Origin of the sequence: Enterococcus sp. (genome assembly GCF_032555305.1) — a bacterium.
In the GTDB taxonomy this organism is placed as follows: Bacteria; Bacillota; Bacilli; order Lactobacillales; family Enterococcaceae; genus Enterococcus_A.
This window is the reverse complement of record NZ_JAWGOQ010000014.1, coordinates 62375-83096: the sequence shown is the minus strand read 5'-3', so window position 1 is coordinate 83096 and position 20722 is coordinate 62375. Positions and strand designations below refer to the sequence as shown.

18 protein-coding genes are annotated in these 20722 nt (G+C 41.7%); 6 read left to right on the top strand and 12 right to left on the bottom strand.

Annotation, left to right across the window (positions count from 1 at the left end):
- Nucleotides 1-22 precede the first annotated feature (22 nt).
- The 4 genes from E6139_RS11895 to E6139_RS11880 form a co-directional block, all read right to left on the bottom strand.
- Nucleotides 23-874: an AraC family transcriptional regulator gene (locus E6139_RS11895; RefSeq protein ID WP_316403288.1), complete on the bottom strand. Its 852-nt coding sequence runs from the start codon at nt 872-874 to the stop codon at nt 23-25.
- 73 nt (nt 875-947) lie between these two features.
- The gene (locus E6139_RS11890) at nt 948-2099 is read right to left on the bottom strand and encodes a pyridoxal phosphate-dependent aminotransferase (protein ID WP_316403287.1); all 1152 of its coding nucleotides are present in this window, start codon (nt 2097-2099) and stop codon (nt 948-950) included.
- A 20-nt stretch (nt 2100-2119) separates the two neighbouring features.
- Nucleotides 2120-2842 (bottom strand): amino acid ABC transporter ATP-binding protein, encoded by a 723-nt coding sequence (locus E6139_RS11885; protein ID WP_316403286.1) that lies wholly within the window; start codon nt 2840-2842, stop codon nt 2120-2122.
- Nucleotides 2835-4286, bottom strand: a complete 1452-nt coding sequence (locus E6139_RS11880) for an ABC transporter substrate-binding protein/permease (RefSeq protein ID WP_316403285.1) — start codon at nt 4284-4286, stop codon at nt 2835-2837. Before E6139_RS11880 ends, E6139_RS11885 begins: the two co-directional genes overlap by 8 nt.
- A 147-nt stretch (nt 4287-4433) precedes the next feature.
- Between E6139_RS11880 and E6139_RS11875 the strand changes: the two genes are divergently transcribed.
- Nucleotides 4434-5516 (top strand): iron-containing alcohol dehydrogenase family protein, encoded by a 1083-nt coding sequence (locus E6139_RS11875; RefSeq protein ID WP_316403284.1) that lies wholly within the window; start codon nt 4434-4436, stop codon nt 5514-5516.
- 80 nt (nt 5517-5596) lie between these two features.
- On the opposite strand, the gene E6139_RS11870 is transcribed toward E6139_RS11875, so the two are convergent.
- The 3 genes from E6139_RS11870 to E6139_RS11860 all read right to left on the bottom strand — a co-directional run bounded on the left by E6139_RS11870 (nt 5597) and on the right by E6139_RS11860 (nt 8167).
- Nucleotides 5597-5722, bottom strand: a complete 126-nt coding sequence (locus E6139_RS11870; protein WP_316403283.1) for a hypothetical protein — start codon at nt 5720-5722, stop codon at nt 5597-5599.
- A 106-nt stretch (nt 5723-5828) separates the two neighbouring features.
- A complete protein-coding gene (locus E6139_RS11865; protein WP_316403282.1) occupies nt 5829-7529 on the bottom strand; it encodes a hypothetical protein in 1701 nt (566 codons plus the stop codon).
- A gap of 101 nt (nt 7530-7630) precedes the next feature.
- Entirely contained in the window at nt 7631-8167 is a 537-nt protein-coding gene (locus E6139_RS11860) for an N-acetyltransferase family protein (protein WP_316403281.1), read from the bottom strand.
- 363 nt (nt 8168-8530) lie between these two features.
- On the opposite strand from E6139_RS11860, the gene E6139_RS11855 reads away from it, so the two are divergent.
- On the top strand, nt 8531-9961 hold the full coding sequence (locus E6139_RS11855) for a basic amino acid/polyamine antiporter (RefSeq protein ID WP_316403280.1): 1431 nt from the start codon (nt 8531-8533) through the stop codon (nt 9959-9961).
- A gap of 38 nt (nt 9962-9999) precedes the next feature.
- On the opposite strand, the gene menA (E6139_RS11850) is transcribed toward E6139_RS11855, so the two are convergent.
- From menA (E6139_RS11850) to pplA, 4 genes are all read right to left on the bottom strand, one after another.
- Nucleotides 10000-10986 carry a 1,4-dihydroxy-2-naphthoate polyprenyltransferase gene (gene menA, locus E6139_RS11850; protein ID WP_316403279.1) on the bottom strand — a complete coding sequence of 329 codons (987 nt, stop codon included), beginning with the start codon at nt 10984-10986 and terminating at the stop codon, nt 10000-10002.
- An 88-nt stretch (nt 10987-11074) separates the two neighbouring features.
- Nucleotides 11075-12025, bottom strand: coding sequence for a 1,4-dihydroxy-2-naphthoate polyprenyltransferase (menA, locus tag E6139_RS11845; RefSeq protein WP_316403278.1), 951 nt, complete (start codon nt 12023-12025; stop codon nt 11075-11077).
- On the bottom strand, nt 12026-13099 hold the full coding sequence (locus E6139_RS11840) for an FAD:protein FMN transferase (protein ID WP_410470526.1): 1074 nt from the start codon (nt 13097-13099) through the stop codon (nt 12026-12028). It lies immediately after the preceding gene.
- A gap of 183 nt (nt 13100-13282) precedes the next feature.
- Nucleotides 13283-14182 carry an extracellular electron transfer flavoprotein PplA gene (gene pplA, locus E6139_RS11835; RefSeq protein ID WP_316403276.1) on the bottom strand — a complete coding sequence of 300 codons (900 nt, stop codon included), beginning with the start codon at nt 14180-14182 and terminating at the stop codon, nt 13283-13285.
- 258 nt (nt 14183-14440) lie between these two features.
- Here pplA and E6139_RS11830 point away from each other — a divergent pair, with 258 nt between their 5' ends.
- The 4 genes from E6139_RS11830 (at nt 14441) to E6139_RS11815 (ending at nt 18508) form a co-directional block, all read left to right on the top strand.
- Complete coding sequence (locus E6139_RS11830) at nt 14441-16405, top strand: FAD-dependent oxidoreductase (protein WP_316403275.1); 1965 nt, start codon at nt 14441-14443, stop codon at nt 16403-16405.
- A 128-nt stretch (nt 16406-16533) separates the two neighbouring features.
- Nucleotides 16534-16947, top strand: a complete 414-nt coding sequence (locus tag E6139_RS11825) for a NusG domain II-containing protein (RefSeq protein ID WP_316403274.1) — start codon at nt 16534-16536, stop codon at nt 16945-16947.
- 11 nt (nt 16948-16958) lie between these two features.
- The gene (locus tag E6139_RS11820) at nt 16959-17525 is read left to right on the top strand and encodes a Gx transporter family protein (protein WP_316403273.1); all 567 of its coding nucleotides are present in this window, start codon (nt 16959-16961) and stop codon (nt 17523-17525) included.
- On the top strand, nt 17522-18508 hold the full coding sequence (locus E6139_RS11815; protein WP_316403272.1) for a polyprenyl synthetase family protein: 987 nt from the start codon (nt 17522-17524) through the stop codon (nt 18506-18508). Before E6139_RS11820 ends, E6139_RS11815 begins: the two co-directional genes overlap by 4 nt.
- Nucleotides 18509-18745: 237 nt before the next feature.
- Here the strand turns inward: E6139_RS11815 and tkt are convergent, their stop codons facing one another.
- Entirely contained in the window at nt 18746-20722 is a 1977-nt protein-coding gene (tkt, locus tag E6139_RS11810) for a transketolase (protein ID WP_316403271.1), read from the bottom strand.

Below are 20722 nucleotides of genomic sequence, written 5' to 3'. Positions count from 1 at the left end.
GGTCACAGCCTCTAAATCATTTTTATTTTGGTCGAACCGGCAGCCACACTTGAAATTGCGCATTTTCTGGGTTCGCGTCCAAATACAACTCAATATCTGACAGCTCCGCATATTCAAAGCCGGACGTTGGCAGCCACTCGGTGAAGACTTGCTGCTGTAGTTCCTGGATCGCACCTGGCATTGGCCCTGATCCTGAGAAAACTGCCCATTTAGCGGCAGGCATTTCATAATGGACGAAGCCTTCTGCTGTTTCATCGCTGACAACACCAATTACATATTCCCAGTTGTCTTGAACCTCCGAGGTCATCATGCTGACACCCATGACTCCCGGATTATTCTGATCCATCATGGGAATGAGCTTTTGCAGCTCCCCGCTAGCGCTCACTTCATTCCAAAATTGCGGAATTCGTGTTTGCGCGACTTCCATATCTTGCTCTAGCTTCAAGCTGAGGCCGGTCACATAAAATGCTTCTTTGTCGATTAACTGATATTCCATTGCTTGCACACCCTTTACGGTCAATTTGAAGGTCAACATTGGATAGCTAGTCAATTTTGCTCCTGCCTGCTTGGCTTCTTTCGGCGTAATTCCATGAACACTTTTGAATACCCGATTAAAAGAAGTTGGAGAATCGTAGCCATATTTCGCAGCGACGTCTATGACTTTATCGCCTCGCTGAAGATCAACCCCTGCCAGACTCATCCTCCGACGGCGAATATGTTCTCCTAAGGTTACATTCGCGATATAGGAGAACATCCGCTGATAATGATAACTGGAACAGTGGGCTAATTGCGCCGCCTTGTCTAAATCGATCGCACCCGCTAAATTCTCCTCCACATAAGCAATACTACTATTGAAATGATCTAACCATTCCATCCATTTTCCTCCTGTCTCTACTATAGTGTGATCAGCAAAGGAATACCTCTTAGAACCTGCCCGCTTTTGCGAGCTAAAAGCTTAATTTCTCCAACCTGTCAAAGGCCTCGGACAAAACTTCCAACGGTTGTGTAGCAGCCAATCGAATATAATCATCTCCGACTGTTGCCCCAAAGGCTTTTCCAGGAACGAACAATACGCCACTTTGTTCCAATACTTTTTCCACGAACGTCACCGAATCTAGTCCGCTTTTACTGATATTAATAAAAGCATACATGCTTCCGGTCACTGGACGCAAGGACAAATAAGGAATATCAGCAACTCTTTTTTCAATATAAGCTAAACGCTCCTTGAATACCTCAACAGTGGACGGTACCAGCTCTTCATAATGCTTCAAAGCATAAATAGCGCCGCGTTGTGAAGCCGTTGGTGCTGAATACGTGATGCTTTCGTTAATCATGCCGGCGATTTGATTGATGTACGCCGGTGCGATCATATAGCCTAAGCGCCAACCAGTCATCGCAAAGCCCTTCGATACCCCACTGATGGTGATAGTATTTTCAGGAGCAAGACTAGCCATTGGCACGAATTTTTCCTTAAAGGCAAAGTCTTCATAAATCTCGTCAGAAATAATGAATAGCTCATGTTCGACAGCAACTTCCGCGATTTGCTTCAAAGTATCTTTAGAGAATACCGCTCCAGTCGGATTATTCGGCGAGTTGATGATGATTGCCTTCGTTTTATCCGTAATCGCGCCTTTTAAATCCTCTACAGCTAGCTGAAAGTCATTTTCCTCATAGGTCGGCACAAAAATCGGCGTCCCGCCAGATAATACGACTTGCTCACGGTAGGGTGAAAAATACGGTTCATGAATGATCACCTCATCACCGGGATCAAGCAAAACCTGCATCACTAAATACATTCCATGCAATGCCCCCACTGTGGCACGAACTTGATTGGTTTGAAAACTCAATCCATATTTCTTTTGATAAAAATCAACGACGGTCATTAAAAATTCTTTACTGCCATCCGGTGCCGTATAGTTCGTCGCACCCATTTTCACATCGGCATAAGCCGCTTCAATAATCGCCGGATTGGTGATCAAATCGGGATCACCGATCGACAAGTCAATTATGTCTTCTTTTTCCTTTGCTAAAACAGCGATCTTCATCAACAAATTTTCTGCCGGCTGCTGGAAGCGTCGCGCGATTTTCTTTTTATCCATCCTGATTCCTCCGCCTCTACTTACAATACTTTATTCAAGAAATCTTGTGTCCGGCTGTTTTGCGGATGCTCAAAGATTTCCTCTGGTGTCCCTTCTTCTTGAATGATGCCGTCCGCCATGAAGATCACGCGGTCCGCCACTTCTTTGGCAAAGCCCATCTCATGAGTCACGACGACCATCGTCATACCCTTTTTTGCTAAATCTTGCATAACTGCCAATACTTCACCGACCATTTCCGGATCAAGTGCCGATGTTGGTTCATCAAAGAGCATTACATCAGGATTCATCGCTAACGCCCGGGCAATCGCCACCCGCTGCTGTTGACCACCAGACAGACTAGCTGGATAGCTGTCCGCTTTTTCTTTTAAGCCCACTTGATCTAACAAAGCCAGCGCTTGTTCCTTCGCCTTTGCTGGATCTTCTTTTTTGATTTTTACGGGTGTAATGGTCAAATTGTCTACTACACTCATATGGGGAAACAGATTAAAGCTTTGGAACACCATGCCCATCTTCTGACGAATCTTGTCAATATTGCTGTCGGGGGCAGTAATATTTTGCCCCTCAAAGAAGATTTCTCCGGAGGTCGGTTCCTCCAACAGATTCAAACAACGAAGAATCGTACTTTTCCCACTACCTGAAGGACCAATGATTACCACTACTTCTCCTTCTTTTACCGTTAGATCAATCGATTTTAAGACCTCATTATCGCCAAAACTTTTTGACAGCTGTTTTACATTAATCATTCAGACCCATTCTCCTTTCAACGACACCTAATAGACGGGAAATACTAAAGGTCAACACAAAATAAATCAGTGAGACTAGCACATATGGCAAGAAGGGCTTGAAGCTGGCTCCTTGTACCACGCCTGTTTGGAAAATCAATTCCGATACTCCGATAACCGAAACAACAGAGGATTCCTTGATGATTGTCACAAACTCATTCCCCAGTGCCGGCAAAATATTCTTGATGGCCTGTGGAAAGACAATATATTGCATCGCTTCTTTTTGATTCATTCCTAAAGAACGAGCCGCTTCCATCTGCCCTTTGTTGACCGCATTGATTCCTGCTCGGACAATTTCCGCCACATAAGCCGCACTGTTTAACGAAACAGCAATACAACCTGCCAGTAATTTTGATAAATCTAGCCCTAAAACGCCTGTCCCAAAGTACACAATAAAAATTTGAACCAATAGCGGTGTTCCTCGAACATATTCGATATAAACTACCGAGATAGCTTTCAAAAGTTTGCTCTTGCTTAGCTTCATTAACGCCAACAGGCTGCCGAAAATCAAACCAAATAAAACACCGACAAAAGCTAGTAAAATCGTGTATTTCGCGCCGTTTAAGTAGTAAGGTCCATACTTCTGTAAGAAAGATTGTTCATCTTGGAACATCAATTCATTGGCTTCTTTTTGATAGTCCTTCAGTAAATCTTTGTCATTGATCGTTTTAATGGAAGCATTGACGTGCTTCTTCAATTCTGGTGTGTTCTTTGACATGGCGATAGCTGTCACCTTTTCACCCTGTTCGAATTCCACTGGTGCCAAGGCTACATTATCACTTTGTTGAACATAGGCCTCCGCAACTGGTTGCTCTAGTACGACCGCCTCGACTTTTTTATTTAGTAGGTTATTGATTAAGTCAGGAACCTTTTGCAGTGATGTCGGTTCTGCACCTGTCATTTCATTTTTCACTAAATCTTCTTGAGTTGTCTGTTTTTGCGCACCAACGGCTAAGCCTTTAAAATCTTGTGTCGTCTTAAATTTATTCTTATCGTCTTTACGAACCAAGACTTTCTGCTGTACGACAAAATATGGATCAGAGAAATCAACTTCTTTCAATCGTTCCTCCGTAATCGACATACCGGAAATAACTAAATCAATTTTTCCAGTTTTCAAAGCACCAAGTAAAGCATCAAAACCCAGCTCCTCGATTTTTAGCTTGACGCCCATATCCTTGGCAATCTTTTCTGCGATTGAGACATCAAAACCAACGATCTTATCCTTCCCGTCCACATCCGCATGAAATTCATAAGGTGCATAGTCTGCCGATAAGCCGACGACCAATTCTCCGCTTTGCTGAATCCGTTCGTAAATCTCATCCTTCTCTGCTCCCTGTGCTTTTGCCGGTAAAAAGTTCAGCAACATCAGCAGTACTGTCAGCAATGCTCCAATTTTCTTTTTCATCCATCTCGCTCCTTTTTTTCAATGAATAATAATATAAGTATATGAATAATTTAAGAATAAATATCCAAAAATAACTTGCCCTCATACTACCATAACTATTATAATAAAAAAAGATTAATCTAAAAAAATGATGAAAGAAGTTTTCTAATGACAAAACAACTGATTGTGCGAGGCGCCCCGCAAGAATATGAGCTGAAAGAAAATGCTTGGCATTCCCTAGAATCCCATCTTAATAGAAGAAAACTGAAGAAGCTCCTGATTCTCCATGGAGAAAAATCCTGGAACGCTGTGAAGGACTATTTCCCAGATTTATCAATAACAAAATCCTTTCATTATTATGGCGGGCGATGCACCGACACAGCCGCACAAGGTTTTGCGTCTTTATGCAAAAAGGAACAATTTGACGGAATCATCGCTGTCGGCGGCGGAAAAGTTGCTGATCTAGGAAAATTTGTTGCTTACAAGACGGCTTTACCGATTATAATTTTGCCGACATTAGCCGCAACCTGTGCTGCGTACACGCCTTTGAGTGTGGTCTATAACGAAGAAGGTGTGATGCTGCGTTATGATATCTTCCCTAAAGCCAGCGACCTAGTATTGATTGATCCAGAAATCATCCTACACTCTCCACGTGAATTGATGATCGCTGGTATCGGTGATACCTTAGCGAAATGGTATGAATCTCATGCGATCATTTCACAATTAGCGGTCAAACCTGTTGAAGTACAAGTAGCAGAGTTCGCTGCGCAAAAGTGTCGCGAGATTCTATTAGAAAAGAGTACTGAAGCCTTGAAAGCGATGGAGCAGAAGGAAATGAATCAGGCATTCATTGATGTGATGGAAGCAAACATTTTATTGGCCGGCATGGTTGGTGGATTCGGCGATGAGTACGGACGAACGGCTGGAGCACATTCGATACATGATGCCATGACCGTTTTGCCCGAAAGCCATCATCAGCTTCACGGCAACAAGGTCGCTTATGGTATTTTAGTCCAGTTGATGATCGAAAATGATCTAGCTGAGATCGAGGCATTATTGCCCTTCTACCATCAATTGAATTTGCCAACAAACTTAGCAGATATGAATCTGCATTTAACTGATACTGAGTACCAAGCTGTCGCGGATCGCACCTGCGCTCCCGGCGAGATGATCCATTTAATGAAAGAAACGATCACACCAGAGCTGGTTATTCAAAAAATGAAGGAACTAGAAGAATTGACCAGCAAGTAAAAAAAGGCATTCAGAACGACCGAGATAGCCGTTCTGAATGCCTTATTTCATTGTTAAGATATCTGCCGAAATATCCTTGTTTAAAAAATCTTCCCAGTTCTAATGGCATAAATAGTTAAGGAAATCAGAATGAACAACGCCAACATTTCCAGTAGAAAGTCGGTGGTTTTTACTCCGTTTTTCGAAGCGTTCTTCTCTTGTTTCATTGTTCTATTAGGGCCCTCCTTGTTTTTACAATGCAAGAATAGCAAACCATTGGTATAGGCACGTAACAATTCTTAATGAATTTCATTAGAATATCATTAGCTAAATTTAATTATTCCCAAGTTTCGTTTCGAATAATTCTCCTTTTGCGTTTCTAACAATTAGTGCCAATCCCAATATTTCAACGACTTGAATCAAAGGGACGCCTGCTCCGGTGTAAAAGGACATAAATATCTCTTTACCGTCTGGTGCCCAGGTTGCAAACCACGAAACCCCAAAAAGATAAAGAAAATAGGTCAATAATAAGCCTAGAAAGATTAGCATATAATCCGCTAACGCTGCCCGCCGCTTTTTCTTCTTGATGAAGGCAGTCGTAAACAACACGATGGCTGCGAAACTAAACAGCAATAGAATGGGTGAAACAATTCGGTACAGCCAAATCAGACTGTTGAATATCCACGTTATCGGCTTCGTTCGCTTAGCCTCTGCTTTCCCGCTCTTACCTTCTGTCGCAACTGATTTGATATTCAATAAATCCAGAATATCTTTCGCTGGCTGATCCTCCATAAAGTATGAGCTGCCATATTTGGTCTCATAACTTTTGTACACGGTTGTTTCCAACATGCCGGCACCTAAATAGTTAAACACCTTGACTAGATCTTTGAATTTTTTTCCGTTGCTTTGCTTCGAGATAAAGAGCATCTTTTTCCTTTTCAGTTGACCTGATTTAAAGCCCTTTTCCAGTTCTTCGTTGATCTTTTTAAAGACTTTTTCGTTTTCTTCACCGTCTGTGTACAAACCTTCCCGTTGGAACATCTCTCTAATTCCCCAAACGAACATATCACCGGCCATCTCGCCTTTTTTGATTTTCCACGCATTGGGCCAGATTGATTCATTGTAAATCCAATCAATTCCATCGCGATATTTTCTCAACGTTGGCGAAACTTTTTGCGCTTTGGCAAAGGTCTTTTTGGATACCCAGATGCCATTGTTTTCTGCGACCGCTTTAGAATCATACTCACTATTATCGATTTGGATCAGATTTTCCGTCAATTTAGCAAATGAGGTTTTTGTCCGATCATTTGTCGTGAAGATGCCGTAATGCTCATGATTCGTTTTAGCGATCAGGAATGCTTCGCCAAAAGTCACGAGCAGTGGTGCCACTAGCAATAATGTATTGGCGATCAGTTTTTTTCTGTTCATCGTTTTGAGCAGATTCCAAAAACGCCAAGCGCCTTCTTTCAAGTTTGGTCCTAATTGCTGATTCTCCACAATTATTCCGTAAAAAGTAAATAGAGTTGCTACTATGAAAAGCGGCATCAACCAGATCGAATCTTCCCGCAAAAACCAAAAGAAGGGAAAAGCGATCATCAGCAAAATCGACCATGGCAGTCGTTTTCTAAAGGAAGCTTTTCTTCTTAAATAAAGACCAAGGATCCCCGCCAAAACTAAAAGTACTGCCGCGAAAATCACACTATTTCGATAAACACGTAGTGAAAAATCAGAAGTCAGTGTTGCCGGCGAATAGACGAGAAATAAAAAACCAGCCGCACTCAACTTTTTATTCTTGATTAAAGGAGCCAAAGCCTTAAGGATCGTAAAAGCCGCTCCGATATTAAATAGGCATAAAAATAATGGATAGGATAATTTTGAAAAATGGTTCACAAGTAAAAAGAAAGTAAAAGACAGTCCCTTCGTCAGAACTCCAGCGTTATATCCCCCAAGCCACTTTCCATCTAAAATATGTAACGCCTGGTTAATGGAAAGCGCGTCATCATATCCTGCCTGCATCGATATTCTGATGGGCATTTTCACTGCAATCAACAGTCGAAAGAGGATCGCAAAGAGAAAAAGAGCAGTCAACACGTTTGCTTTTGTAATTTTTTCGAAGCTGAATCGTCTTGCTATCTTCATAGACTAGAAAAAGGGATAAATGGCGGTCTCTTCCCCTCTACCTCTGTTAAAAATTTTTGCAGCCAGATGACATCCAGCCATTGGTCGAATTTATAGCCGATTTTCGGAAACTTGGCAACTTCTTGATAGCCAAGCCTTTCATGGAAATCGATGCTGCCTTGATTCCCGCCTGTAATACATGCGGTTAGAATGGCGACGTTTTGTTTGTCCAGTGTTTCTTCCAGTGCTTGATATAAACGTTTTCCCGCCCCGTTTCCGCGTTTCTCACGATCAACGTAGACACTGACTTCGACTGCCCAATCATAGGCTGCCCGCTCTTTATAAGCGTGGGCGTAAGCATAGCCTAAGATCACCCCTTTTTCTTCAGCCACATAATAGGGATAAGTCTGCAATATCTCATCTATTCGCCAGACAAAATCTGCAGCACTGGGCACATCATAATCAAACGTGATCGTCGTTTCCTCTACGTAAGGTTTATATATTGCTGCTAATGCCATTGCATCTGCAGGGGTTGCTACTCGAATCTCAATCATCTTTGACCTCCTTGCTTTTTTCAATTTTATCACTATGCCAAATAAAAAAACACCCTTTCAGAAAATGATTCATCCATATTTTTAATTGATAATCTGCTGATTGACTAAATGTAACCGTTAAACCAACATCAATCAAAATAACACTTTAAGGAAATAATCAAATTTTCATCCCTCACTGTTCTAGCCATAATTTTGTGCAAACAGCCAGAAACGATATGAAGTAAAAGTTATTTTTTGAACTCGATGAAAATAATATGGCAATTCTCTAAGTTTAATCCAAGTAGTTTCACCACCTCCTTATGGTTATTTTTTGTTAAGTATGCTTATATAGAAAGAGTGTTTCTTAGGAGGATATGAATAGTTATGGAACAGAATCAAATACCTGATAATCATACGAAAGAGATGAGCTTATTAGGTTTAAGTATGATCGTGATCGGCTCGATGCTGGGCGGTGGCGTCTTCAATTTGCCTAGCAGTATCTCACAATCAGCTGGTGTGGTCGCATCTTTGCTGGCATGGCTGATCACCGGCGTCGGTGTCTTCTTTATCGCGAAGGTTTTTCAAACTCTTTCAAAGGAAGAGCCTGAGGTCATCGGCGGCATTTATTATTATGCGAAGGATGGCTTTGGGGATTATGTCGGCTTTAACTCCGCTTGGGGCTATTGGCTAAGCAATATTATTGGAAATGTCTCTTTTGTCATTTTATTCTTGGATGCGTTGAGCAAGTTTGTCCCATCTATCGGAGGATCCGGTGGTCAAATCGGATTATTTTTAGGAACCTTCATGATCTGGGGTGTCATTTTCTTAGTTGCTCGCGGGATTCGAACAGCCAGTATTTTAAATACAATCGCCACCAGCGCGAAGGTTGTCCCAATCTTAATGGCAATTTTTCTTTTATTCATTCACTTTAAATACCACACCTTTTCATTAGATGTCTTCGCCAAAAATATGATGCTGAATGGAAAGCAGTTAGGCTCCGTTCCAACACAGATCCGCCATGCCATGCTGCAAACGATGTGGGTTTTCGTTGGGATCGAAGGCGCAGTTGTCTTATCAGGACGTGCAAAACGTGCTCGTGATGTTGGGCGAGCAACATTGATCGGTTACGCGACCACACTGGCGATCTATGTATTGATCGTAATGCTTAGCTTCGGATCGCTGCCACAGGATCAGCTTGCCAACTTACCTAGTCCCTCTTTAAGCGGTGTCCTTCGTGCTTCTTCCGGTGCGTGGGCGGCAAGCATGATAGATATTGGCGTAATAATTTCCGTTTTAGGCGCATGGATTTCTTGGACGATTCTCGCTGCTGAAATTTCCTTTGATGCGGCACAAGACAAAATGTTCCCAGCATTCTTAGGAAAAGCCAATAAACAAAACGCGCCAGTGAATGCTTTAGTATTGAATGGTGTCATCATGCAGATTGTTTTCTTGATTTCTCGTTGGGCGATGGATGCCTTCCAAGCGGTCACTGATACGGCAACAACGATGGTCCTTGTCCCCTACGTTCTATCTGCCGCTTTCCTATGGCAGGTCGCCAAAGGGAAAAATCACAAAGGACAACAGTTTTTAGCCTTCGGTGGAATTGTCTATGGGATTTACATGCTGTATTCATCAGGGGCTCTGAATCTGCTTTACTGCATTGGAATCTATGCGTTGGGCTTTGTTTTTTGGTTGTGGAACAGTCACACCTACCAGCGACCAATTTTTGCCACCAAGCGCGACAAACTTCTATTTTCGATTGTTACAACCCTTGGTTTGATCAGCCTGATTGTTTTCCTCATTCAATTAAGATAAAAATAAACCGGTGATTTTCGAATCACCGGTTTTTCTATCTATATAAATTGTAAAATCATCGTAACTAAAAGCCCCACCGCATAACAGCTGTTAAAAACAATCAGATTTTCAACGGCCATCGGGAATGTTTTATGTTTGATCTGCTCTTTAGTAAACGTCTTCGTTTGCGGAACAACCTTAACAAGACTAATAAAGACCAGCAGGATCGGCCATTGATAAATACCCGCTAGCAATCCAATGAGAATCACTCCATAGCAACTGTACATCAATACATTAAATAACCTAACACTCCATTCGCGTCCAATATAAAAAGGCAATGTATAACGATGATTTTCCACATCCTGCTCCAAATCGCTAATATTATTCGCTAGCATGATATTAGCGATTGTCAGCATCAAAGGTAGTGCTGCCCAGATTACTGCTAAAACAGCCATCGTATTACCTGTAATAGCAAAGTGATCAAAACCTAGTTCCATATAAAAAAGCCGTTGATCATAGGTGTTTAAGTAAATTGTGATGGCGAAAATACCCAGCCCCTCTGTCACTCCGCTAAAGATTTCCCCCAAGGGCATTCTAGACAGCGGAATCGGTCCATACGTATAGAAAACTCCCACGAAAAAGCAGGCTGCGCCCATCGGCAGCAACATCCACCCAGTCTGCACTACTAAAATCAATCCAACAATCGCCGCAAAGCCTACTAATCCGACAATCAATCGTTGAATTTGTTTTTCTGATAGTTTTTCTCGCCCTATCAAATTCTCTTCATATTTATATTTTTCAGAATGAGCTTTCTTAAAATCCATATAATTATTGATTGCAGTGATCGCTAAATCGAAGGAAAACATCCCGAAAAAGAAAAAGAGCGTCTTGCCTGGATGGAATGCGTGAAAGTACGTATTGGTAAATAGAACGGCGATCACAAAAGGAAAGATTCCCGCAAATTTTGTTCGAATTTGCACAAGCTCATAGAAATGCTCTTTGGTCATTTTATTCTGCGTCGCTTTTAGTCTCTTTGTATTGTCCATAGTAACCCCTAGTTCATCGTTTTATGCTGTTTGTTTAAAGATTGATTACCGCCATATATTTAAATACATGGCGATAATCCTATCTGCGCTATCGAATATACTGCCAAAGCAATGTGAGCAAAAGCCCGAGTGCATAGCTGCTGTTGAAGGCAACTAGATTTTTGATTGACATCGCAAAGGTCTTGCTTTTGATTTGTTCTTTGGTGAAAGCTTTGGTTTGCGGATAGACTTTTATTAAGCTCAAGAATGTCAATAGGATCGGCCATTGATAAATCCCGGCAATCAATCCGATCATGATTGCCCCATAAGAGCTGTACATTAAGATATTGAACAGAATTACCGCGTTCTTTTTGCCTAAATAAAACGGCAATGTGTAGCGATGATTTTCAATGTCCTGTTCTAAATCAGAAAGATTGTTGGCCAGCATAATATTGGCGATCGTCGCCATTAACGGCAGTGACGCCCATACCATAGCTAGTGCAGCTGTGGTGCTGCCTGTGATTGCAAAATGCTTCAAGTCTAACTCCATAAAAAAGAGCTTTTTATCATAGGTGTTCAGATAGATTGTGATAGCAAAAATCCCTAGCCCCATCGTCACTCCACTGAACACTTCGCCTAATGGCATCCGGGATAATGGAATCGGACCAAATGTGTAGAAAACACCAATAAAACAGCAGGCACAGCCCATCACCAACAACAGCCAGCCTGTTTGGATCGCTAAAGTGATTCCCACGATCGCCGCAAAACCAATCAAGCCAAAAATAATCATCACCACGGTACGTTCAGGCAGCCGCTCCTTGCCGATCACGTTTTCTTGGTACTTATACTCTTCCGAATGAGCCTTACGGAAATCCATATAATTATTTATCGCAGTCGTTGCCATATCAAAGGCAAGCATGCCAAAGAAGAAAAAGAGTGTCTTGCCCCAATGAAAGGAATGAAAATACGTATTAGTAAACAATACAGCGATCAAAAAGGGGAACAAACTCGCTAACTTCGTACGGATTTCAACTAAGTCAAAAAAACTTTCTCTTGTCATTTATTTCAAATCCTTATCGTTGCCCATCTTGTAGCCAGCTTCTTTATTTAACTCAAAAACGTCCTTCAAACCAGAAGTGACATAGACTTTATCATCTCGTGTTACAAAGATCGCTTCCGTATCCTTCAAGCCGTCAACGTATTTCATGCCCTCTTTGACTCCCATTGAAAAGACTGCAGTCGACAAGCCATCGCCATCAATCGATTTCTTCGATACGATCGTTACACCAGCGATGTCATTATCAAAAGGATAACCTGTTTTTGGATTAAACAAATGATGATAGGTTTTTCCATCGGCTTCTAAGTAACGTTCATAGATTCCTGAGGTTACCAGCGACATATTACTTTCAGGAACACTTCCCAAGACAACGTTGCGCGCTTGATTAGGGTCTTGAATTCCGACAGTCCAGTCCTCTTTTTGATTTCCGCGAGGACTGTGCCCCATGACGTAGACATTTCCGCCAAGGTCGATGATCGCTGTCGTTACGTCATTTTCCTTCAGAACCTTTACAACTTCATCGGTGATGTAGCCTTTGGCTATTGCACCCAAGTCCAGCTTCATCCCTTTTTCTTTTAGGTACACTGTCTTATCTGTATCGTTAAACTCAACATCATGATAGTTCACTAACTTCAAAGCCTGGTCAATTTCACTTTGCTCCGGCTTGCGGGCATCAGGGAATCCGATTCGCCACAGCGACGTGATCGGGCCAATCGCCATATCGAAACCACCTTTGGAATCTTGACTGTATTTGTAGGCCTCCTTCAATAAATAGTACATATCGTCGGTCACTTTGACTGGCTTTACGCCAGCCTCTTTATTCACTGCATCGATTTCTGAGCCTTCTTCGTTAACAGTAATCTTATCAGCTAACTCTTTTACCCGCTTGAAGGCTGGCTTCAGCGCAGCTTTTTTACCATCATCGTAAATACGCATCTGGACATATGTACCCATCAAAAATTGCTTATCTTCATAAGGCTTTTCATTTATCTTTGGCTTATTATTACCACAAGCAGTCAGCAGGACCAAAAATAAACCTAGAGCCACGATTAGTGTTCTTTTCTTCACTTCAAACATCCTTTATCTATTCAAAATTTTATCACCTTATAATAGCGTTTTTGCGCTTATTTTCAAAGCATTTTGGGAAACTTTTCATAGTTCTACTATATCGATTGCAGTTAGTTCGGGAATGAAAAAAGTAAAAAGGGTTTGCGACTGATCTGTCACAAACCCTTGAAAAGTTCCCTCAAGATTCAGGGATTATTTTTTAGTTACAATGTTGTCTACTTGGATCGCTGTTGTATTGCCTTTTTGAGCAGCGTTCACTAATTGAGCAGCGTATGTTTGGAAAGCGTGTGAAGAGTGAGTCGCACCTGTTACCACTTCAACGTCTGCAGGAGCACCTTTTTCAACTAAACCTTTGTTTAATTGTTCGATGTATTCTTTTGGTCCAACACCGCTTTTCGCTTTCATGTTCTTTTCGTAGTCGGCATCATCTTTTTTAGATTTGCCATCTTTGTCTACCATATCAAAGTTAGATTCTGTAATTTTTCCGCCAGCGACAGTCATGCTGAAGACTGTACGGTAACCATTTGAGTAGTTCTTTTCTTCTAACTTGTAAGTACCGTCTTTCAAGTCAGCACCATTGTCGATTTCAATTGTTTTCGTATCACCAGCTTGAGCTGCTTGAACCAATTGTTGAGAGTAGTTTTTGAAGTTTTCACTAGAATGTGTAGCACCTGTTACTACTTCAACGGCATCTGGATTTTGTGTTTGTTCTAAAGATTTGTTCAATGCTGGAATGTATTCTTTAGGACCAGTTTTTGTTTTTTCTTTCATGCTCTTTTCGTAGTCGGCATCTTTTTGTTTAGATTTGCCGTCTTCATTTAAATAGTCATAGTTTGATTTCGTGATTTTTCCGTCTTTTACTGTCATATCGAAAACAACACGATACCCATTTTCGTAATTCTTTTCTTCAAGTTTATATGTGCCATCTTTCAGATCACCGCCAGCTTCTTTTTCCGCTGGTTTAGCTGCTTCAGAAGAGCTTGTTGAAGAGCTTGCTGCTGTATCCTTATCGTTGTTCCCGCCACAAGCTGCTAAAGCTACTGTAGAGAACGCTACCACAGCGAATCCTGATACTATTTTTTTCATTTTCATGATTAAACTCCACCTTTTAATATTTTTTTGTGATTCTTTAAACAAGAATCATTCTAAAACACTAATTGATATTTGTACATCGTTTTCTATATATAACTTATGTTTTTTAATTAAATTATTATTTTAGCTAATTTATTAGCTGATTGTAATTATCATAGACAAAGAAATAAAGTATATGTATAATGTATTCGATTGTTCAGTCATTATCAATTCATTACTATTGTGCAGTCATTATCATTTAGAAGGAGCGGATTATCAATGGCAAAACAGAAAATTGTTGTTGTGGGTGCAGGGTATGCCGGAGTTTCAGCAACGAAGTTCATGGCCAAAAAGTTAAAAAAAGATGACGTAGAAATCACGTTGATTGATCGTCATTCTTACCATACAATGATGACCGAATTACACGAAGTAGCAGGCGGACGGGTTGAACCAGAAGCGGTTCAATATGATTTGCAGCGTTTATTTGCTCGTCAAAAAAATGTTTCACTAGTTACGGATACGGTTATCGGCATCGATAAAGAGAAAAAAATCGTCAAAACAAAACTAGGCAAGTACCCATTTGATCAGTTGATCATCGGTATGGGTGGTGAACCAAATGATTTTGGTACGCCAGGTGTCAAAGAGCACGGCTTTACTCTATGGTCGATGGAAGATGCAATCAAGATTAGAAAACATATCGAGGACACCGTCGCAAAAGCCGCACTTGAACCAGATGAAGCTACTCGTCGTGCAATGCTGACCTTTGTGGTCTGCGGGTCAGGGTTTACTGGGATCGAAATGATCGGTGAATTGATGGAATGGAAAAATGTTCTGGCTAAAGAACACAAACTACGTCCCGAAGAATTTACTTTGATGGTCGTGGAAGCCCTTCCTACTATCTTGAACATGCTTGATCGCAAAGATGCGGAAAAAGCAGAACGCTTCATGATGAAAAAAGGCATTCAACTGAAAAAAGGTGCCCCAATCACTGAAGTAACAGCGGATCATATCGTCTTAAAAGATGGATCACAAATCCCAACCAACACTCTCATCTGGACTGCTGGTGTCAAAGGGACCTCAGATGCGGCTGATTTCGGTTTAGAAACTGCCCGCGGTCAACGTTTGTATGCAAATGAATACATGCAAGCAAAGGGTTACGAAGACAAAGATATCTACATTATTGGCGACTTGGTTCATTACGAAGAAAACGGCGACGGCAAACCAACGCCGCAGATCGTTCAAGCCGCTGAACAAACTGGTCATACCGCAGCAGCTAATATCGTTGCTAAGATTAAAAACACACAAAAACATGAGTTCAAGAGTAATTATCAAGGATTCATGGTTTCAATCGGCTCTAAATGGGGCGTTGCCAACCTGATGGACAAGATCCACCTATCCGGCTTCCTAGCGATCGTAGTTAAACATTTGGTCAACCTGTTGTACTTCTTTACGATTCGTTCTGGCTATTACATGTTCCAATACATGATGCACGAATTCTTCCACATCAAGAACGACCGCAATGTAACGCGCGGACATTCTTCCCGTTACGGAAACGTACTATGGAGTGTGCCATTACGCGTCTTCTACGGCTCTATGTGGCTGATCGAAGCATCGAAAAAAGTGGTCGGAGACGGCAGCTATTTGAACCCAAGCTCTTGGTTTGGCAGTGGTTCGTGGTTTACAGATAAAGTCGTCTTCCCTTTCCCTTGGTTACAAGAACAAGTAACTACGGGGGCTTCCGCAGCTGGATCACATGCGGCTGAAGCAACAACAGCAGCTACTGGCGCTGCTGGCGGAGCGGCTGACGCTGTTGCATCAACCGCAACACAAGCGACACATTTTGGTTTTAGCTATGCCTTTGGTGAAAATCCAATGCCGGTCTTTGAAAAAATGCCTCATTGGTTCGCGAAAATCATGGAATTCATGATGCCAAATAAAGATGTCGCGTTGTTCATGCAAAAATTCATGACCTTCGTTGAAATTGGTATTGCTTTAGCATTGATCTTCGGGCTGTTCACTTGGTTAGCCAGCGCAGCGACAATCGGCCTAACCGTTGTCTTCTGTCTATCAGGTATGTTCTATTGGGTCAATATCTGGTTCATCTTTGTTGGCTTTGCTTTAATGAACGGTTCTGGTCGAGCATTGGGACTTGATCGTTGGGTAATCCCATGGATTCAACGCACGGTCGGCAAATGGTGGTACGGTACACCAAGATCGATCTACGGAAAAAATAGTTCGAATTAATTTGACCAATATTGATGGAAAGTTCTAAAGGGCTTGTTTCCCTCTTTAGAGCTTTCTTTATGTTATGATAGGAAAAAGATTGATACATTCGGACGACTATCAACAAAAATTGCAGGAGGTAGATGCTTTTGAAACTGAAGGATTTTGCCAAAAACAGTTTACTGCGGCCCTGGGATGGAATTATCGTTGTGATTCTCCTCTTACTATCGTTTGCTCCTGTGGTGGTTTTCAGCCTTACTCGCTCAAATAGCCCTACCCAAGAAGCGGTTCTTTCAGTAGATGGGCAGGAAATCAAATCATTTGATCTTTCGGACCAATCTCAGAGCTATACTTATCGCTATGAAGATAAAGATGGCGACTATAACTTGATTGAAGTTAAAGGGGATCGGATTCGGATTAAAGAAGCAGATTGCGGAGATCAAATTTGTGTCCGCCGTGGATGGATTGATCAATCTGGCGAGACAATCGTTTGTCTACCCCATAAACTAGTCATCGAAATCAAATCCTCAGACGGAGGGGAACCCGGCAGCGTCATTTATTAGCTGCTTCTATTATGAAGAAAACACAAAAACTCATATACATAGCACTATTGGTGGCCCAAGGAGTCATCTTAGGGCTGATTGAAAACACAATCCCTTCGCCCTTCGCCTTTGCGCCTGGAGCGAAGCTTGGACTTGCCAATTTAATAACAATCGTTGCGATCTTCACAATGCCGAAAAAGGAAAGCTTCACACTGATTTGGATGCGTCTGCTTTTGACCACTCTTCTAGGCGGGACCGTTTCGACTTTTCTCTATAGTATGAGCGGCTCGATGCTGAGCTATTTCGGCATGCTTTTAGTCAAAAGCCTTGGTCCTAAGCGTGTCAGCATCATCGGAATTAGCGCAACAGGCGGTTTTCTCCATAATGTCGGTCAACTACTGGTCGCAAGCTGGATCGCTCAGTCTTGGACCGTGATGCTCTATTTACCAGTCATGTCCATTTTAGGTATTCTTGCCGGGATTGTCATTGGTATTGCCGGTAATTATCTACTGGGACATGTAAGGACGCTGCAGAAATTCCAATTAGATTATGAATCGCAAAGAAAATCTAAAAAAAGATCAGAAGGATATCCAAAATGAAACTTCACCCTATGTGGCAAGATTATCCTGATCTTGCAAAACAGTTAACTACGACCCTCCAATTGATGGAGGATGTTGTCAAATTAAAAAATAAAAAAGTTGAAGCTGCCGTATTAGATATGATTCACGCAGGCGGAAAGCTCTTACGCCCTGCTTATCAGCTGTTGTTTGCTCAGTTTGGACCAGAACAGGATGAAAAAAAAGCAACCTCGTTAGCCGCTTCCATCGAGATGCTTCATACCGCAACTCTGATTCATGATGATATTGTCGACGAATCAGAATTACGCCGCGGCTTACCCACCATTCGCTCCACCTTTGGTAATGACACCGCCGTTTATGCGGGTGATTACTTATTCATCTGCTGTTTCAAGTTATTATCAGATTACTCGACATCGTTAAGAAGCCTCCAGCTGAATTCACGCAGTATGGAAAAAATTCTCGATGGCGAACTTGGTCAAATGGATGACCGCTACAAACTAGAGCAAACTGTTGATGAATACTTAGAGAATATTTCTGGTAAAACAGCGGAACTCTTCGCTTTGAGCTGCTCAGTCGGCGCCTTTGAAAGCGGCAATAGTGAACGCTTCGCCAAAAAAGCTGGCACAATTGGGCATAATATTGGGATTGCCTTCCAAATCATGGATGATCTGTTGGATTACCAGGCCGACGTAGACACATTAGGCAAACCGGTCTTGGAGGATGTTCGTCAAGGAGTCTACTCCCTGCCATTGATCTATGCGCTGAATCAAGACAACAGTCAATTACGCTCCTACCTGGAAAAGCAAAAACAAATGACTGAGGAAGACACACTGAAGGTTCAGCAGTTGGTCCACCAATTAGGCGGCGTTGCCTACGCGCAGCAGTTAGCGACAGAATATACGGAACAAGCAATAAAAGACATTCGTAAACTACCGGATAATTATTTCAATACAAAAGAAAAACTCGAACGCTTGACCAGTCAGATATTAATGCGAAAAAGCTGAATATAAAAAATACCAGACAAATTGATCGTTTAGATCTCTTTGTCCGGTATTTTTTGTGTATTCAGAAGATTGTTAAATTCTTAATTTTTTTAATAAAAAGCCGTGAAGCAACCATGCACCTTTAGCAGGTTACATACATGGTTTATGACATACTTTTTTATTTTTTCTAAGATATCTTCATTTTTCGTGATAGGTTGAGATATCTGTTTTTAAAAAGAATTCTAAAGCTTCGATACGTTACTTATTCTGACTCATCAGATCCAACGCTTCTCTGACAATTCGCTCTACAGTAAAATCATATTCTGCTAACAACTCATTTGCAGGACCCGATTTACCAAATTGTTCGACACCAATCGATTTTCCTTTAGCTCCTACATATTTTGACCAACCTAGAGTAGAACCCAGTTCAATAGACAACTTATTGTCGACTGATGACGGCAAGACTGAATCTTTGTACTCTTCGCTTTGAGCATCGAACAGTTCCCAGCTAGGAAGCGAAACTACATTGACCTTATACTGACTCAACTGTTCTTTTGCCTTCAACGCCATAGCTACTTCAGACCCTGTAGCAATCAAGATAATATCTGGTGTCGCTGAATCACGTGAAAGAACATAGCCACCCTTTTCAGCCTGTTCAAAATCTACTTCGGCAATAACAGGGACATCATGACGGCCTAAAGCAATAATAAACGGGCGATCTTGAGATTCAACCGCTAACTTCCAGGCGACGATCGTTTCATTTGCTTCTGCCGGACGATATACAACCAAGTTCGGCATTGCTCTTAACGAAACTAGATGTTCAACCGGCTGATGTGTTGGTCCATCTTGCCCCACCTGAAGACTGTCGTGAGTCATGATGTATGTCACTGGCACCTCCATTAAGGCAGAGTGACGAATGGCCGAACGCATGTAATCTGAAAAGACTAGGAATGTTCCGCAGTATCCTCGCAATCCTCCGTGTAATGTAATCCCGTTACAAATTGAGGCCATCGCGAATTCTCGAACACCGAAATGAATATTCGGTCCCTTATGATGTTCCTCGTCCATAAACGGGTGCCCTTCTATTGTCGTTTTGTTCGAAGAAGCTAAATCCGCAGATCCTCCCACAAAATAGGGTAAATCTTGATAGATTCGATTTAGCATTTTTCCACTAGCAGTGCGAGTCGCTAGTTTCTCCTCAGTAAAAGGTAGCAATGTCTCTGAACTAAGATCTGTTTTTCCCTCGATCGCTTTTTCAAGTTCATCAGCTTCAACTGGATAATTTTTCTTGTACTCTACAAAAAGCTGATTCCAGACATCTTCCTGCTCTTCACCATCTGAAGCAATCCGATCAAAGTTTGCTTTCACTTCTTCTGGAATAAAGAACTCATCATGCTCCCAACCAAGCGCTGCTTTGATTTTTCTAGCTTCTTCAGATCCGACTGGATTACTATGAATTTTCTCTGTACCTTGTAAACTAGACCCAAATCCGATGATATTTTTGACTTCAATCAATGTCGGTTTACTTGTCACTGCTTGTGCTTGTTTGATAGCTTCAGTTACTTCATCGGTATTATTTCCATCTTTTACTAGTAAGGTTTGCCATTTCATCGCTGCAAACTTTTGATGAATATCTTCATGGGAAGAACAGCTCAAAGGACCATCTGATGTAATGTCGTTTGAATCATAAAGCACGATTAGCTTGCCCAAGCCTAACTTTCCAGCAATCGCAGCCGCTTCCAACGCCACGCCTTCTTCTAAATCCCCATCCCCGCAGATTGTATAGGTATAATGATCAATAATTTTATATTCATCTCGGTTAAATCGTTCTCTTAAATGAGCCTCAGCGATTGCCAGACCCACTGTCATAGAAAATCCTTGCCCTAATGGTCCGGTTGTTGCTTCGACTCCCGGGGTATGGAACACTTCAGGATGCCCCGGTGTTTTGCTGTTTAGTTTACGAAATTGTTTAATATCTTCCATAGATAATTCATAACCGGACAAATGCAGTAACGAATATAACAGCATCGAACCATGTCCAGAAGTCAGCACAAACCGATCTCGATTAAACCAATTTGGATTTTTAGGGTTGTGTTTCAAATGATAGCGGAACAATTCATACCCCATCGGCGCCGCTCCTAATGGCGCTCCCATATGTCCATGTTTCGCATTCTCAACACTATCTACTACCAAGTTTCGAATTGTCGCAATTGATTTTTCATCAATGTTATTCAT